At 54.2% G+C, this 16,894-nt stretch carries 12 protein-coding genes; 5 read left to right on the forward strand and 7 right to left on the reverse strand.

All coding sequences use genetic code 11. From position 1 onward, the window contains the following. Positions 1–44: 44 nt before the first annotated feature. Together HV302_RS08250 and yfaU are read left to right on the forward strand one after the other, a co-directional pair. Positions 45–1,334, forward strand: a complete 1,290-nt coding sequence (locus HV302_RS08250; RefSeq protein ID WP_016153808.1) for an MFS transporter — start codon at positions 45–47, stop codon at positions 1,332–1,334. Positions 1,335–1,359: 25 nt separating this feature from the next. Further along, on the forward strand, positions 1,360–2,163 hold the full coding sequence (gene yfaU, locus HV302_RS08255) for a 2-keto-3-deoxy-L-rhamnonate aldolase (protein ID WP_151222479.1): 804 nt from the start codon (positions 1,360–1,362) through the stop codon (positions 2,161–2,163). A 39-nt stretch (positions 2,164–2,202) separates the two neighbouring features. On the opposite strand, the gene glpC is transcribed toward yfaU, so the two are convergent. Genes glpC through glpA form a run of 3 tightly spaced genes read right to left on the reverse strand, consistent with a single transcriptional unit; the run spans position 2,203 to position 6,267 of the window. Then, positions 2,203–3,393, reverse strand: a complete 1,191-nt coding sequence (gene glpC / locus HV302_RS08260; RefSeq protein WP_047359207.1) for an anaerobic glycerol-3-phosphate dehydrogenase subunit GlpC — start codon at positions 3,391–3,393, stop codon at positions 2,203–2,205. Further along, positions 3,390–4,649 (reverse strand): glycerol-3-phosphate dehydrogenase subunit GlpB, encoded by a 1,260-nt coding sequence (gene glpB / locus HV302_RS08265; protein WP_046275944.1) that lies wholly within the window; start codon positions 4,647–4,649, stop codon positions 3,390–3,392. Before glpB ends, glpC begins: the two co-directional genes overlap by 4 nt. Next, on the reverse strand, positions 4,639–6,267 hold the full coding sequence (gene glpA / locus HV302_RS08270) for an anaerobic glycerol-3-phosphate dehydrogenase subunit A (RefSeq protein ID WP_016157025.1): 1,629 nt from the start codon (positions 6,265–6,267) through the stop codon (positions 4,639–4,641). The genes glpB and glpA overlap by 11 nt, the downstream gene beginning before the upstream one ends. A 270-nt stretch (positions 6,268–6,537) precedes the next feature. Between glpA and glpT the strand changes: the two genes are divergently transcribed. Next, positions 6,538–7,896: a glycerol-3-phosphate transporter gene (gene glpT, locus HV302_RS08275; RefSeq protein ID WP_016153802.1), complete on the forward strand. Its 1,359-nt coding sequence runs from the start codon at positions 6,538–6,540 to the stop codon at positions 7,894–7,896. A gap of 3 nt (positions 7,897–7,899) precedes the next feature. Then, positions 7,900–8,967: a glycerophosphodiester phosphodiesterase gene (gene glpQ / locus HV302_RS08280; protein ID WP_016157024.1), complete on the forward strand. Its 1,068-nt coding sequence runs from the start codon at positions 7,900–7,902 to the stop codon at positions 8,965–8,967. 172 nt (positions 8,968–9,139) lie between these two features. Here glpQ and yfaE read toward each other — a convergent pair whose 3' ends face one another. The 4 genes from yfaE to ubiG all read right to left on the reverse strand — a co-directional run bounded on the left by yfaE (position 9,140) and on the right by ubiG (position 14,094). Next, positions 9,140–9,394: a ferredoxin-like diferric-tyrosyl radical cofactor maintenance protein YfaE gene (gene yfaE / locus HV302_RS08285; protein WP_016153800.1), complete on the reverse strand. Its 255-nt coding sequence runs from the start codon at positions 9,392–9,394 to the stop codon at positions 9,140–9,142. Beyond that, a complete protein-coding gene (gene nrdB, locus HV302_RS08290) occupies positions 9,394–10,524 on the reverse strand; it encodes a class Ia ribonucleoside-diphosphate reductase subunit beta (RefSeq protein WP_181627186.1) in 1,131 nt (376 codons plus the stop codon). Before nrdB ends, yfaE begins: the two co-directional genes overlap by 1 nt. A 112-nt stretch (positions 10,525–10,636) precedes the next feature. Continuing rightward, complete coding sequence (gene nrdA, locus HV302_RS08295; protein ID WP_016153798.1) at positions 10,637–12,922, reverse strand: class 1a ribonucleoside-diphosphate reductase subunit alpha; 2,286 nt, start codon at positions 12,920–12,922, stop codon at positions 10,637–10,639. Between the two features lie 443 nt (positions 12,923–13,365). Continuing rightward, positions 13,366–14,094, reverse strand: coding sequence for a bifunctional 2-polyprenyl-6-hydroxyphenol methylase/3-demethylubiquinol 3-O-methyltransferase UbiG (gene ubiG, locus HV302_RS08300; protein ID WP_016157023.1), 729 nt, complete (start codon positions 14,092–14,094; stop codon positions 13,366–13,368). 158 nt (positions 14,095–14,252) lie between these two features. On the opposite strand from ubiG, the gene gyrA reads away from it, so the two are divergent. After that, entirely contained in the window at positions 14,253–16,889 is a 2,637-nt protein-coding gene (gene gyrA / locus HV302_RS08305; RefSeq protein ID WP_049281471.1) for a DNA topoisomerase (ATP-hydrolyzing) subunit A, read from the forward strand. Positions 16,890–16,894 lie beyond the last annotated feature (5 nt).

The following is a 16,894-nucleotide window of genomic DNA, read 5'->3' on the forward strand; positions in this document are numbered from 1 at the left end:
TGCCAATGCCACGGCAACGCCCTCATTTCTTTGAGGATCTTGCTATGAGTACCACGTTACTTGATGGTGTGGTGAAGAAAAACCGCGCCCGTTTGATTCCCTTTATGCTGGCGCTGTATGTGCTGGCGTTTCTTGACCGCTCGAACATCGGTTTTGCCAAAGAGACCTATCAGATTGATACCGGTCTGAGCAACGAAGCTTACGCGTTGGGCGCGGGGATTTTCTTTGTGGTTTACGCCTTTCTGGGGGTTCCTGCCAACCTGTTGATGCGTAAATTTGGTGCCAGAACCTGGATTGGTACCACCACGTTGCTGTGGGGATTCCTCTCTGCGGCGATGGCATGGGCGGATACTGAATCGAAATTTCTGATTATCCGTACTCTGCTGGGGGCGGCAGAGGCGGGCTTCTTCCCCGGTATGATCTACCTGACGTCCCAGTGGTTCCCCCAGCGTAACCGCGCCAGCATCATGGGGCTGTTCTACATGGGGGCGCCGCTGGCGTTAACCCTGGGATCGCCGCTTTCCGGTGCGCTGTTGGAGATGCACGGCTTTATGGGGCATCCAGGGTGGTTCTGGATGTTCGTTATCGAAGGTTTACTGGCGGTAGGTGCGGGTATTTTCACCTTCTTCTGGCTGGATGATACCCCGCAGCAGGCGCGTTTCCTGAGCGCGGAGGAAAAGGCAGTACTCATTAGCCAACTGACAAGTGAAGAAGAGAAAAAGGTCACTTCGCGCCTGTCGGATGCGCTGCGTAACGGCCGTGTCTGGCAACTGGCGATTATCTATCTGACGATCCAGGTGGCGGTGTATGGCCTGATCTTCTTCCTGCCAACCCAGGTTGCTGCGTTGTTAGGGACAAAAGTGGGCTTTACGGCTTCGGTCGTGGCGGCAATACCGTGGGTGGCGGCGCTGTTTGGTACCTGGCTTATTCCCCGCTACTCCGATCGCACCGGCGACCGGCGTAATGTTGCTGCGCTGACGCTGCTGGCGGCAGGAATCGGCATTGGCCTTTCCGGGCTGGTTTCACCGGTACTGGCGATTGTGGCGCTCTGCGTCGCGGCAGTCGGTTTCATTGCGGTACAGCCGGTGTTCTGGACGATGCCAACGCAACTTCTTTCCGGGACTGCTCTGGCGGCGGGAATCGGCTTCGTCAACCTGTTTGGTGCCGTCGGCGGCTTTATTGCTCCCATTCTGCGCGTCAAAGCCGAAACGGTGTTTGCCAGCGATGCGGCGGGCCTGCTGGTCCTCGCGGGCGTCGCGATTATTGGCTCGCTAATCATCTTTACGCTGAGTGTGAACCGTTCAGTTTCACAAGCAGGCGCTGCGCATCATTAATCTTATCTACGTTGTAAGGATCGTTATGAACGCATTGTTATCAAATCCCTTCAAAGAAGGATTACGCAAAGGGGAAGTCCAGGTCGGCCTGTGGCTCAGTTCGACCACCTCCTACATGGCGGAGATTGCCGCGACGTCGGGCTATGACTGGCTGCTGATTGATGGAGAACACGCGCCGAACACGGTGCAGGATCTTTACCATCAGTTGCAGGCGATTGCGCCTTATGCCAGCCAGCCTGTGGTTCGCCCGGTGGAAGGCAGTAAAGCGTTGATCAAGCAGGTGCTGGATATTGGCGCGCAGACGCTGCTTGTCCCGATGGTCGACAGCGCAGAGCAGGCGCTTCAGGTGGTTTCCGCGACTCGTTATCCACCGCTCGGCGAGCGTGGTGTCGGCGCCAGCGTGGCACGGGCGGCGCGCTGGGGGCGTATCGACAATTATATGGCCCAGGCTAATGAATCACTCTGCCTGCTGGTACAGGTCGAAAGCAAAGCGGCACTGGATAATCTGGATGCCATTCTGGACGTTGACGGTATTGACGGTGTCTTTATTGGCCCGGCGGATCTTTCTGCGTCGTTGGGCTATCCGGATAATGCCGGACACCCGGAGGTGCAGCGGATCATTGAGCAAAGCATTCGCCGTATCCGCGCAGCCGGAAAAGCAGCCGGTTTCCTCGCTGTTGACCCAACAATGGCGCAGAAATGTCTGCAATGGGGAGCAAATTTTGTCGCGGTAGGCGTGGATACCATGCTTTATACCGAAGCGCTGGATCGCAGGCTGGCAATGTTTAAATCAGGACCGGCAATTCAACCGCTGAAAAGTAGTTATTAGGTGCTAAAGCCCGGTAGCCAACGCCACCGGGCAACAGAATTAACCTAACGCTTTGGCAAGGAGGGTGATGGGGTGTTCGCAGCGTTTGCTTGTCGACATCTCAATCTGCCATTTACAGGTTTCGCAGTCGGTGACGACGATATCAGCGCCGCTGTCTTCAATCTGGCGGAACAGCGGTGCGCCAATGGACTGCGATGTCGGGTAGTTTTCCTTTTTAAAGCCGTATGTCCCGGCAATCCCGCAACATTGCGAGTCCAGCACCGTTAGCTCCAGCCCTGGAATTTGTCGTAGCAGTTCCAGCGTGTAGAGCGTCCAGCCCATTTTCTCCATGTGGCATGGCGTGTGGTAGACCACTTTCAGCGGCAGCGTTTTCAGCGGCAGCGTTTTGCCTTCATCCAGCTTGCGCCACAGCCAGCGGGTTGCCAGTTCAATGTGTTCGCGTAGACCTGAGTTGTCGACGTCCAGCACTTCCGGATATTCATCACGCAGCGCAAAGGTGCAGGTTGATGAGGTGGCGATCACCGGAATGCCTTTGCCGTCAATTGCTTCTCTGAGCGAGGCCACGTTGCTCACCGCCTGCTTACGCGCTTTATCGGTAAAACCGTTGGCAATCAGCGGTACGCCGCAGCATTTCTCTTTGCTCAGCAGTTGCACCCCGGTTCCCATCGCATTCAACACTTTGATCAGATCTTTGCCGAGCTGCGGATGGTTGTAATTCACAAAACAGCCGTGGAAAAAGGCAACCTGATCCTGATATTGCGTTTGCTGTGCGGCAACGCTGCGATACCAGCGGCGGAAGGTGCCAAAAGAGTACTTCGGCAGCGTACGGCGATGGTCGATTTTTAGCGCGTAATCCAGCAACTGACGCACCGGTTTGAGTGAGGTGGCGGTATTCACTATCGGGGCGAATGGTGTGGATACGCTACCCATCAAATCGGTATGGCTTAAGACGAAGTTACGCAGCGACGGACGCGTAGTGTCGTATTTAGCGCGCGCGCGTTGGATGATATCGCCAATCTTCACATCTGACGGACAGGCCACTTCGCAGCGCTTACAGTTGATGCAGTATTTCAGCGCATCGTCATATAACGCGCCATCTTTCAGGCGCAGACGCTCACCGTCCGGTCCGGCCTGTTTAGGGCCAGGGTAGTTCGGATTGACGCGACTTACCGGGCAGGCCGTGGTGCACACCGTGCATTTTATACAACTTTCAAAACGTGTGTCGCTCATTGCTGGCCTCCTGCACGTTTCGCAATATGATGTGCGGCGTGTAAGGCGCTAACAGCGCACACGCCGCCTCCGCAACCCTGGGCGATAGGGTCGAATCCGCCGAGAACGGAACCGATGGCATACATGTTCTCTATCGTTTGTCCCGCCAGCGACGGGCGCAGCCCGGCATCGGTCGTAACGCCAAACTGCTGCCACGGTTGTGGGTCGAAGACGTCACGCTCATACCACTCGGCGCGCGTGGCGGTTTGCTGTACATCCAGCCCCAGGATAGGTTCGTAGATGGCCTCACGCGTGGCGACCAGCCCGCTGCTGAAGAAGCTGCCGCTGGCGAGCACGGCGAAACGTGGCCGCAAAGGAATATCGGCATGATTACGGGTCCAGATTTCGCTGACCACGCCGTCCTGACAGGTGATTTTCTTCACTTCATCACCCGGCATCCAGACGCCGCCCTGGCGCACAAACTGGCGCTGCAATTTGTTATGCAAACGCATACCCAGTACCGAAGGCGGTAGGGTCGGTAACAGCGTCAGCGAGCAGGGGAGGCGCTCGTTAAGCCATTGCCAGAGCTGTTCATCCGCCAGACCGAAGCAGGCCGGCATAATTATCATGTCGCAGGTTTTTGCTACTGGCAGTAAAGCGTCATAGAGCAGCGACCATTTATCTTCGTTATCCAGCAGGCGCGCAATATTGACGGCGCGAAACTCGGTCGGGTTATCACGCAGGACATCCAGCTCAGGCAGATCGATTTCTGCCGTCTCGACGCTGAGATTGCGTTGACGCAGCGACGCCGCGGCGAGATGTGCCTGAAAATCCAGTAAACCGCTAATACCTACAACGCAGATACGCTGCGCGGACAGCGGCCAGACCGGAACTTCCGGGGAACTTAACCAGGTTGAGCGCAGCGTTCCCAGCGGGGTGATGCGTTGATGTGACTGATGTACCTTGCCTTGCAAATGCGTTCCGCATTCTTCCAGCAGATTTTGCGCCTGCTGGGCCAGCTCCAGGACGTTGTGCGTTCCGATGGTGCTGTACGGGTGCGCGGGTGCCTGAGTGCGCAGCGCATTCAGGCCTGCTTCTATATCCGTCACCGGTTGGCCATCGGGTAAGTTGCTGAGCAAATCCAGTGAGCCGGAGGAGAAATGCAGGGCGCTTTGGCCGCGAGTGACAATCGTGCAGCGTAAACCGCTTTTTTGCAGTTGCAGGCCGCACAGCAGTCCGGCCAGGCCGCCGCCGATAATGACGGTATCAAATTTCATCCTGGTGCTCCTTTTCCAGACCGCACAATCCCTGATAGACCCAGCGTGTGAATTCGCTTTCGCGCAGCGCATCTCCCCAGGCGATAGGCTGCACGCCTTTCCAGCGTTCGTTGAGGAAATCGGAAAGCTGGGTGATAGATTGCGCGGCGGTGGTGACATTAAAACGTTGCAGCAAACCTGCGGCGCGGCAGGCACACAATTCGCCCTGGCAGGTCCCCATTCCAACACGGGTACGGCGACGCAAATCCAGCAGGCTGTTGACGGTCAAATTCTCGACGGCGTACTGCACTTCACCTGCAGTGACCGCTTCGCATTCACAGACCAGGCTGCGGTGCTGACGACCTTCGCTAAGCCACGCAGGGGTGCGATCGCCGTGACGGTAGACCGCTGAGCCGCGCAGTGGCGCGGGCAACGAGATCACGCGTTTGAGCGTATGCTCGGTCGATTCTTGTGAGCCAGGCAGCGCCGTGTCTGCCGTTGTGCAAGGTTGGGTATTGCCCAGCTTACGGCAAACGGCATCGGTGGCCCACTCTGCCATCAGGCGGTAGGTCATCAATTTGCCGCCGGTAATGGTGATAAACCCGTCCAGTCCGTCACGCTGGGCATGATCGAACAGTACAATCCCACGGCTGACGTTACGGCCACTTGGATCGTCGTCGCTGGCTACCAGAGGACGCACGCCGGAGTAGGCGCGTAAAATGCGCGTTTTCGCCATAATCGGTGCCAGTTTCTCGCCTTCACGCAGCAGTATATCGACCTCTTCTGCGGTGACGCGGTTGCTGTCGATATCATCGTAATCAATGTGCTGTGAGGTGGTACCAATCAGCGAAATGGTATCACCGGGCACCAGGATATCGGCGTCAGACGGCTTACGACAGCGGTTGATGACATGCTGGTTAATGCGGTGATCCATAATCAGCAGCGAACCTTTGGCCGGGAACATACGGATGCTCAGATCGGCATATTCCGCAATGCGCTGGCCCCAGATCCCGGCGGCGTTGACGACTACCGGCGCATGCAGAGACTGCATCTCACCCGTCAGATGATTGCGTACGTTCACGCCGCAAACCGTTGCCCCTTCACGAATCAGTCCCGTCACTTCATGCGCCGTTAAGATTACTGCGCCATGCTCACGCGCATCCAGCATGTTGGCGGCGGTTAAGCGGAAAGGATCAACCGTGCCGTCCGGCACTTTTACCGCGCCAATCAGCTGTGGGTTGACGGAAGGCTCGATAATGCGCGCCTGCTTAGGGTCAATTGCTTCTGCGCGAATACCGGCCTCTTCGCAGGCGCGAATAAAGGTTGCCTGGAAGGAGAGTTCATCTTCCGGCAGGGTAATAAACAGACCGTCTGTCGGCTCAACGCAATGACGGGCGATACGTTTGAGAATTTGGTTTTCGCTGATGCACTCCCGGGCAGATTCAGCGTCGGTGACGGCGTAGCGTGCTCCGCTGTGCAGCAGACCGTGGTTACGTCCGGTCGCCCCTGTGGCGATATCGTGGCGTTCCACTAAGATGACGCGCAACCCGCGCAGCGCACAATCGCGTGCGATCCCTGCACCTGTTGCTCCTCCACCAATGATAATCACGTCACTTGTTTGCGAGTCGCGAATTTTCATTGTTTTTCCTCACAGTTCGTTTTTTATCATTTAGCCACATAAAAAACATGGATTGTTTGATTTCGCGCATAATCGCTCATTATTCGAAAATGAAACGTGATTTCGTGCGCCTTTATGAACATTTGTCATAAATCTGTAACAATATGTGCAGCGTTTCACATTTTTGTTATGTATCTTTCCTTAACATCGCGGCCACACTGGGAGCGGTAGGGTAGTAATGACGAACTGCAGTGTTTACTTCGAATGAAAGACGGCCACGGAGGCTACACTATGTTGAGCATTTTTAAACCAGCGTCACACACGGCGCGTTTGCCTGCAGCGGAGATCGACCCGACATATCGTCGATTACGTTGGCAGATCTTTCTGGGGATTTTCTTTGGCTATGCCGCGTACTATCTGGTACGTAAGAACTTTGCCCTTGCGATGCCGTACCTGGTTGAGCAAGGTTTCTCGCGTGGCGATCTGGGTTTTGCGTTATCCGGTATCTCCATTGCTTACGGATTTTCGAAATTCATCATGGGGTCCGTTTCGGATCGCTCGAATCCGCGCGTTTTCCTGCCAGCGGGTCTGATTCTGGCCGCCGCTGTCATGTTGTTCATGGGCTTTGTGCCGTGGGCGACTTCGAGCATTGCGGTTATGTTTGTGCTGCTGTTCCTCTGCGGATGGTTCCAGGGAATGGGGTGGCCGCCGTGTGGTCGTACCATGGTGCACTGGTGGTCGCAGAAAGAGCGTGGGGGCATTGTCTCCGTCTGGAACTGTGCGCACAACGTGGGCGGTGGTCTGCCTCCTCTGTTGTTCCTGCTGGGTATGGCCTGGTTCAATGACTGGAAAGCGGCGCTGTACATGCCTGCTTTCGGTGCGATCGTCGTCGCGCTGTTTGCTTTTGCTCTGATGCGTGATACGCCGCAGTCTTGTGGCCTGCCGCCTATCGAAGAGTACAAGAACGACTACCCGGACGATTACAACGAGAAAGCGGAAGAAGAGCTGACTGCGAAGCAGATCTTCATGCAATACGTACTGCCGAACAAACTGTTGTGGTACATCGCTATCGCCAACGTGTTTGTTTATCTGCTGCGTTACGGCATCCTGGACTGGTCCCCGACCTATCTGAAAGAAGTGAAACATTTCGCGCTGGATAAATCATCCTGGGCCTACTTCCTGTATGAATATGCGGGTATTCCGGGCACGCTGCTGTGCGGCTGGATGTCGGATAAAGTCTTCCGTGGCAACCGTGGTGCGACCGGCGTGTTCTTTATGACGCTGGTGACTATCGCGACTATCGTCTACTGGATGAACCCGGCAGGCAACCCGAACGTGGATATGGCTTGTATGATTATCATCGGCTTCCTGATCTACGGTCCGGTAATGTTGATTGGTCTGCATGCGCTGGAACTGGCACCGAAAAAAGCGGCGGGTACGGCGGCTGGCTTTACCGGTCTTTTCGGTTATCTCGGCGGTTCCGTAGCGGCAAGCGCCATTGTTGGCTATACCGTTGACTTCTTCGGTTGGGACGGCGGCTTTATGGTGATGATTGGCGGTAGCGTGCTGGCGGTTATTCTGCTGGTGGTCGTCATGATTGGCGAAAAACGCCATCACGAAGAGATCGCACTGAAGCGTAACGGGGGCTAATAGATGAAAACCACATTGAAAAGTCTCAGCGTGGCGCTAATGCTGACAGGTATTGTGGTGAGCAGCGCGGCGGTTGCCGCAGAAAAAATCGTGATTGCGCACCGTGGCGCCAGCGGTTATCTACCGGAGCATACGCTGCCAGCAAAAGCGATGGCTTATGCTCAGGGGGCTGATTACCTGGAACAGGATTTGGTGATGACCAAGGACGACCATCTGGTTGTCCTGCATGACCACTACCTTGACCGCGTCACCGATGTTGCCGAGCGTTTCCCGGATCGTGCGCGTAAAGATGGGCGCTACTACGCTATCGACTTTACGCTGGATGAGATTAAATCGCTGAAATTTACCGAAGGCTTTGATATCGAAAATGGCAAAAAGGTCCAGACCTACCCGGGGCGTTTCCCGATGGGTAAATCTGATTTCCGTGTGCACACTTTCGAAGAAGAGATTGAGTTTGTTCAGGGATTAAATCATTCAACCGGCAAAAACATTGGCATTTACCCGGAAATGAAAGCGCCGTGGTTCCATCATCAGGAAGGGAAGGACATTGCGGCTAAAACGCTGGAAGTGCTGAAAAAGTACGGGTACACCGACAAGAATGACAAGGTTTATCTACAGTGTTTTGATGTCGCAGAGTTAAAGCGCATTAAGAATGAACTGGAACCGAAGATGGGGATGGATCTCAATCTGGTACAGTTGATTGCGTACACTGACTGGAATGAAACTCAGGAGAAAAAGCCGGACGGTAGTTGGGTTAATTACAACTACGACTGGATGTTTAAACCGGGTGCCATGAAGCAGGTTGCGCAGTATGCGGACGGCATTGGGCCGGACTATCACATGCTGATTGATGAGAAGTCGAAGAAAGGCAATATCTCGTTAACGGGTATGGTACAGGACGCGCATCAGAATAAGATGGTGGTGCATCCTTATACCGTTCGTGCCGATCAGCTGCCGGATTACACCACTGACGTAAACCAGCTGTATGACATTCTGTATAACAAGGCGGGCGTTGACGGGCTGTTCACCGACTTCCCCGACAAAGCAGTGACATTCCTGAATAAAGAGTAATGGCACAAGGTCTGTGATGCACCTCCGGTCACAGGCCTGGTTGGATCAAACGTTATTAACGGCTAGATAAGGCCGTCTGCCGTCAACGTGACCATACCTGCCTCCAGGAGAAATAAAGAGCTGCCGTCCATCGGCGGCTCTTTTTTAGTCCTAATTTTTATCCCGCCACGCGTTACAGCTCTATTTCAATATCGCCTTTTGCCCGACAGCAGCAGGGCAAAATTTCACCTGGCTGAATGAAGGCCAGAGGTTCGGCAATCCAGTCGACCTGTCCCGCTACCAGGCGGGTACGGCAGGAGCCGCAATAACCTGCGCGGCACTGGTATTCAACTTCAACATTGTGCGATTCGAGCGCGGCAAGCAGGGAAGGGTGTTCATCCTGGCACAGCAGTTGTGTGCCAGAGATGCGCAGAGTAACGCGGCCCATCAGAGCTGGAAGTTACTCAGGTCGTCGGTATCGACTTCCGAATCGATCTGGCCGACCAGGTAAGAGCTGACTTCCACTTCCTGCGGCGCAACCTGCACGTTATCAGACACCAGCCAGGTGTTGATCCATGGGATTGGGTTAGAGCGGGTCTGGAACGGCAAGTCGAGTCCGACAGCCTGCATACGGATGTTGGTGATGTACTCAACGTACTGGCACAGAATGTCTTTATTCAGGCCAATCATTGAGCCGTCACGGAACAGATAATCCGCCCACTCTTTTTCCTGCAGCGCAGCCTGTACGAACAGGTCGTAACATTCTTGCTTACACTCTTCGGCGATTTCCGCCATTTCCGGATCGTCCACGCCGCTGCGCAGCAGGTTCAGCATATGCTGGGTCCCGGTCAAATGCAGGGCTTCATCGCGGGCGATCAGGCGAATAATTTTCGCGTTGCCTTCCATCAGTTCACGTTCGGCGAAGGCGAAGGAGCAGGCGAAGCTGACGTAGAAGCGGATCGCTTCCAGCGCGTTCACGCTCATCAGGCACAGATACAGCTTCTTCTTCAGTTCACGCAGGCTTACGACAACCGTTTTACCGTTAACGGTATGCGTGCCTTCGCCCAGCAAATGCCAGTAGCTGGTCATCTCAATCAATTCGTCGTAATAGCTGGAAATGCCTTCCGCGCGTTTCTGGATCTGCTCGTTGGTGACGATGTCATCAAACACCACCGCCGGATCGTTCACGATGTTACGAATGATGTGGGTGTAGGAACGGGAGTGGATCGTTTCTGAAAACGCCCATGTTTCCACCCAGGTTTCCAGCTCAGGGATCGAGATTAACGGCAGCAGCGCCACGTTCGGGCTACGTCCCTGAATGGAGTCCAGCAGCGTCTGATATTTCAGGTTGCTGATGAAGATATGCTTTTCATGCTCCGGCAGCGCCTGGTAGTCGATGCGATCGCGAGAAACATCAACTTCTTCCGGACGCCAGAAGAAAGAGAGCTGCTTTTCGATCAGTTTTTCGAAGATGTCATATTTTTGCTGATCGTAGCGGGCGACGTTCACCGGCTGGCCGAAGAACATCGGTTCCAGAAGTTGGTTATTTTTCGTCTGTGAAAAAGTGGTGTATGCCATTGATGTGAATCCTTTGTGGGATGAGTGCCGGATGGCGTTACAAGCACCCTTTCCGGCCTACAAACCAAGCTACTGTAGGCCGGGTGAGCCTGGTGCCACCCGGCATCGTTCATCAGATCTTACATGCGCCGCTTTCGCAGCCATCGTCCTGAATGGACGGCACCAGATCGTCCTGAGAATCTTCCGCACCGTCACGGGTGTTTTGATAATACAGCGTTTTGACACCAAATTTGTAGGCGGTGAGCAGGTCTTTCAGCAACTGCTGCATCGGTACTTTTCCGGATGGGAAGCGCGACGGATCATAGTTGGTGTTGGCGGAAATCGACTGATCGATAAATTTCTGCATGATACCTACCAGTTGCAGATAGCCATCGTTGTTCGGCATTTCCCACAGCAGTTCGTACGCGTCGTGCAGGTGTTCGTAGTCCGGCACGACCTGGCGCAGAATACCGTCTTTCGACGCTTTGATGCTCACATAGCCGCGCGGCGGTTCAATACCGTTGGTAGCGTTAGAGATCTGCGAAGAGGTCTCCGATGGCATCAGGGCTGACAGCGTGGAGTTACGCAGACCGTGCGTCTTGATGGATTCACGCAGTTGTTCCCAGTCCAGATGCAGCGGCTCGTTGACAATAGCATCGAGATCTTTTTTATAGGTATCGATCGGCAGAATACCTTTGGAGTAGGTCGTTTCGTTAAACCACGGGCACGCGCCTTGCTCTTTCGCCAGCTCGTTAGAGGCTTTCATCAGGTAATACTGAATGGCTTCAAAGGTTTTGTGAGTCAGGTTGTTCGCGCTGCCGTCAGAATAACGCTTACCGTTTTTCGCCAGCCAGTAGGCGTAGTTGATCACGCCAATACCCAGCGTACGGCGACCCATCGCGCCGCGTTTGGCGGCAGGAATTGGATAATCCTGATAATCGAGCAGCGCATCCAGCGCGCGCACCGCCAATTCGGCCAGCTCTTCCAGCTCGTCCAGGCTGTTGATAGCACCGAGGTTAAATGCGGACAGCGTACACAGCGCAATTTCGCCGTTTTCGTCGTTAACGTCGGTCAGCGGTTTGGTCGGCAGGGCGATTTCCAGGCACAGGTTAGACTGGCGCACCGGAGCGACAATTGGATCAAACGGGCTATGGGTGTTGCAGTGGTCAACGTTCTGAATATAGATACGCCCGGTAGAGGCACGTTCCTGCATCATCAGTGAGAACAGCTCAACGGCTTTCACGCGTTGCTTGCGGATACTGTCGTCGTTTTCATATTTGGTGTACAGACGTTCGAATTCGTCCTGGTCAGCGAAGAACGCATCATACAGGCCTGGAACGTCGGACGGGCTGAACAGCGTGATGTCGCCGCCCTTCAGCAGACGGGTGTACATCAGTTTGTTGATCTGTACGCCGTAGTCCATGTGACGCACGCGGTTGCCTTCGACGCCACGGTTGTTTTTCAGGACCAGCAGGCTTTCAACTTCCAGGTGCCACATTGGGTAGAACAGCGTTGCAGCACCGCCGCGTACGCCGCCCTGGGAGCAGGATTTTACCGCGGTCTGGAAGTGCTTGTAGAACGGAATACAACCGGTGTGGAACGCTTCACCGCCGCGGATCGGGCTACCCAGCGCACGGATGCGACCGGCGTTGATACCGATGCCGGCGCGCTGGGAAACGTATTTCACAATCGCGCTGGAGGTGGCGTTGATGGAGTCCAGGCTGTCGCCGCACTCGATCAGTACGCAGGAACTGAACTGACGGGTAGGGGTGCGCACGCCGGACATAATCGGCGTCGGCAGCGAAATTTTAAACGTAGAAACGGCGTCGTAGAAACGTTTTACGTATTGCAGACGCGTTTCACGCGGATAGTTAGAGAACAGGCAGGCCGCTACCAGAATGTAGAGGAACTGCGCGCTTTCATAAATCTCACCGGTAACACGGTTTTGTACCAGGTATTTACCTTCTAACTGCTTCACCGCAGCGTAGGAGAAGGTCATATCACGGTCGTGTACGATGAACGAGTCCATCTGCTTGAACTCTTCTTCCGTGTAGTCTTCCAGCAGATGATTGTCGTATTTGCCCATTTCAACCATTTTCACGACATGGTCGAACAGTTTCGGCGGTTCAAACTCGCCGTAGGCTTTTTTGCGCAGATGGAAAATCGCCAGGCGAGCAGCCAGGTACTGATAATCCGGTGCCTCGCGGGAGATCAGGTCGGCGGCAGCTTTGATGATTGTTTCATGGATATCGGATGTCTTGATACCGTCATAAAACTGAATGTGGGAGCGCAACTCGACCTGAGAAATCGATACGTTATTCAGTCCTTCTGCCGCCCAATCCAGAACTCGGTGGATTTTGTCGAGATTGATGCGCTCTGTACTACCATCACGCTTTGTCACCAGCAGACTCTGATTCATGTGGTTTTTTACCTGTCCGTGAAAGAAAAAATATCCCCCATATTATCCACAAAGTCATGTTGTGACTAAGTCTGTGGATAAATACTATATGTAGGGGTTGTTTGATAAAGTAGACGCTATATGGTGAGTATTCTAGTAGGGATTCTTTTCAGTACAAGAGTTGATTTTGAGGTTAAATTGAGGTTGCAAAAGGGTAATAATCGCTAAGTGCGCGTCTTATAAGGCCTGGCGAGGATGTCAATAATTGAGAAAAAAAATAGAAAATTTGATCGAGTGCTGATTTCTTCATCTAAGGCAAGGTAAGTTCTTATGACCTGGCGCAAAAATTGCCCTGACGATCCTACTCAGGATTGGTAGGCGATGCGCAGGCCCGAAAGCTGCGCACTATCAGGTACGGTGCCGGATTGCGGCGTTGCACGCCTTATCCGGCCGGGTGGAGGAGGTTAATCTGCTTGCGCGGTAGTGTGTAGCATATAGTTCACATCAACGCCGGGGCCGAGTTTAAAACTGTTGGTGATCGGGTTGTAGTGCAGGCCGGTCATATGACGCTCTTTCAGCACGGTCTGGTCAACCCACTCTAACAGTTCAGCCGGCTTAATGAATTTTTTCACATCATGCGTACCTTTCGGCACCATACGCAAAATATATTCCGCGCCGACCACCGCCATTAGCCAGGATTTGCCGTTGCGATTAAGCGTGGAGAAAAACACTTCGCCGCCCGGTTTGACCAGTCTGGCGCAGGCCCTGACCACCGACTGCGGGTCCGGTACGTGCTCCAGCATTTCCATGCAGGTCACAACGTCATACTGATGCGCATGTTTTTCCGCATGTTCTTCAACCGTTTCTTGAACGTATTCCACCTGGATGCCACTCTCCAGCGCATGCAGTTTTGCTACCTGTAACGGTTCAAAGCCCATGTCCAACCCGGTGACGGTTGCGCCCTCGCGCGCCATGCTTTCCGCCAGAATGCCGCCGCCGCAGCCGACGTCGAGTACCTTTTTACCAAACAGGCCGCCTGAGCGCTCCGTGATATAGCCCAGGCGCAGTGGGTTAATACGGTGCAGTGGCTTAAATTCACCCTCAAGATCCCACCAGCGTGACGCGACTGCTTCAAACTTGGCAATTTCTTCCTGATCAACGTTGTGAGTTACCGGAGGTTTTTCGGCATTCATTGGGGCTTCTACTCCTAAATTTGCGATGCAAATGAGTATATCAGCCTGACGGGATGAATAAAGCCTCTGTCAGGGGGAATCCATTTACCTGAATCTGCACGGATGTGTTATAATTTGCGACCTTTGAATCCGGGATACAGTAGAGGGATAGCGGTTAGATGAGCGACCTTGCGAGAGAAATTACACCGGTCAACATTGAGGAAGAGCTGAAGAGCTCCTATCTGGATTATGCGATGTCGGTCATTGTTGGCCGTGCGCTGCCGGACGTCCGAGATGGCCTGAAGCCGGTTCACCGTCGCGTACTTTACGCCATGAACGTATTGGGCAACGACTGGAATAAAGCCTATAAAAAATCTGCCCGTGTCGTTGGTGACGTAATCGGTAAATACCACCCTCATGGTGATATCGCCGTTTACGACACCATTGTTCGTATGGCGCAGCCATTCTCCTTGCGTTACATGCTGGTAGATGGTCAGGGTAACTTTGGTTCTGTCGATGGCGACTCCGCAGCGGCGATGCGTTATACGGAAATCCGTATGTCGAAAATCGCCCATGAGCTGATGGCTGACCTGGAAAAAGAAACGGTGGATTTCGTCGATAACTACGACGGCACCGAACAAATTCCTGACGTCATGCCAACCAAAATTCCTAACCTGCTGGTGAACGGCTCGTCCGGTATCGCGGTAGGTATGGCAACCAACATTCCGCCGCACAACCTGACGGAAGTGATCAACGGCTGCCTGGCATACATTGACGATGAAGACATCAGCATTGAAGGGCTGATGGAACATATTCCGGGTCCGGACTTCCCGACCGCCGCGATCATCAACGGTCGTCGTGGTATTGAAGAAGCCTACCGTACCGGCCGTGGCAAAGTGTACATCCGCGCACGCGCGGAAGTCGAAGCGGATGCCAAAACTGGCCGTGAAACCATCATCGTCCATGAAATTCCGTATCAGGTGAACAAAGCGCGCCTGATCGAGAAAATCGCCGAGCTGGTAAAAGACAAACGCGTTGAAGGTATCAGCGCGCTGCGTGACGAGTCTGACAAAGACGGTATGCGCATCGTGATTGAAGTGAAACGCGACGCAGTCGGGGAAGTGGTTCTGAACAACCTCTACTCCCAGACCCAACTGCAGGTTTCTTTCGGTATCAACATGGTTGCGTTGCACCATGGACAGCCGAAAATCATGAACCTGAAAGATATTATTGCTGCGTTTGTACGTCACCGCCGTGAAGTCGTAACCCGCCGTACTATCTTTGAACTGCGTAAAGCCCGCGACCGTGCGCACATCCTTGAAGCACTGGCGATTGCGCTGGCGAACATCGATCCGATCATCGAACTGATCCGCCGTGCGCCGACCCCGGCAGAAGCGAAAGCAGCGCTGGTCGCGCGTTCGTGGGAGCTGGGTAACGTTTCTGCCATGTTGGAACGTGCCGGCGATGATGCCGCACGTCCTGAATGGCTGGAACCGGAATTTGGCGTGCGTGACGGTCAGTACTACCTGACTGAACAGCAGGCCCAGGCCATTCTGGATCTGCGTTTGCAGAAACTGACCGGCCTTGAGCACGAAAAACTGCTCGACGAATACAAAGAGCTGCTGGAGCAGATCGCTGAACTGCTGCACATTCTGGGTAGCGCCGATCGTCTGATGGAAGTCATCCGTGAAGAGATGGAGCTGATTCGTGAACAGTTCGGCGACGCACGTCGGACCGAAATCACCGCGAACAGCGCTGACATCAACATCGAAGATCTGATTAGCCAGGAAGATGTTGTCGTGACCTTGTCTCATCAGGGCTACGTGAAATATCAGCCGTTAACCGATTACGAAGCGCAGCGTCGTGGCGGTAAAGGCAAATCTGCAGCACGAATTAAAGAAGAAGACTTTATCGACCGCCTGCTGGTGGCCAACACCCATGACACGATCCTCTGCTTCTCCAGCCGCGGTCGTTTGTACTGGATGAAGGTTTATCAGTTGCCGGAAGCAAGCCGTGGTGCGCGTGGACGTCCTATCGTCAACCTGCTGCCACTGGAAGCTAACGAACGTATCACCGCAATTCTGCCAGTACGTGAGTACGAAGAAGGCGTCAACGTCTTCATGGCAACCGCCAGCGGTACCGTGAAGAAAACAGCGCTGACCGAGTTCAGCCGTCCGCGTTCAGCCGGTATCATTGCGGTTAACCTGAACGAAGGCGATGAGCTGATTGGCGTTGACCTGACGTCTGGTAGTGACGAAGTTATGCTGTTCTCTGCTGCCGGTAAAGTGGTGCGCTTCAAAGAGGGGGCTGTTCGTCCGATGGGACGTACCGCGACCGGCGTACGCGGTATCAAACTGGCGGAAAGCGACAGCGTGGTATCGCTGATCGTTCCGCGCGGTGAAGGTGCTATCCTCACCGTTACCCAGAACGGCTACGGTAAACGTACGGCGGCGGAAGAGTATCCGACCAAGTCTCGTGCGACCCAGGGCGTTATCTCCATCAAAGTCACCGAGCGCAACGGTTCCGTTGTCGGCGCAGTGCAGGTTGAAGATACCGACCAGATCATGATGATCACCGATGCAGGTACGCTGGTGCGTACTCGCGTGTCGGAAATCAGCGTGGTAGGACGTAACACCCAGGGCGTTATCCTCATCCGTACTGCGGAAGATGAAAACGTTGTGGGTCTGCAACGCGTTGCTGAACCGGTTGATGATGAAGAGCTCGACTCCATCGACGGTAGCGCTGCTGAAGGGGACGAGGATATCGCGCCTGAAGCGGAAAGCGATGACGATGCAGCGGACGACGCTGAAGAGTAATTAAG

The organism is Citrobacter sp. RHBSTW-00859, assembly GCF_013729795.1.
GTDB classification, from domain to species: Bacteria; Pseudomonadota; Gammaproteobacteria; order Enterobacterales; family Enterobacteriaceae; genus Citrobacter; species Citrobacter braakii.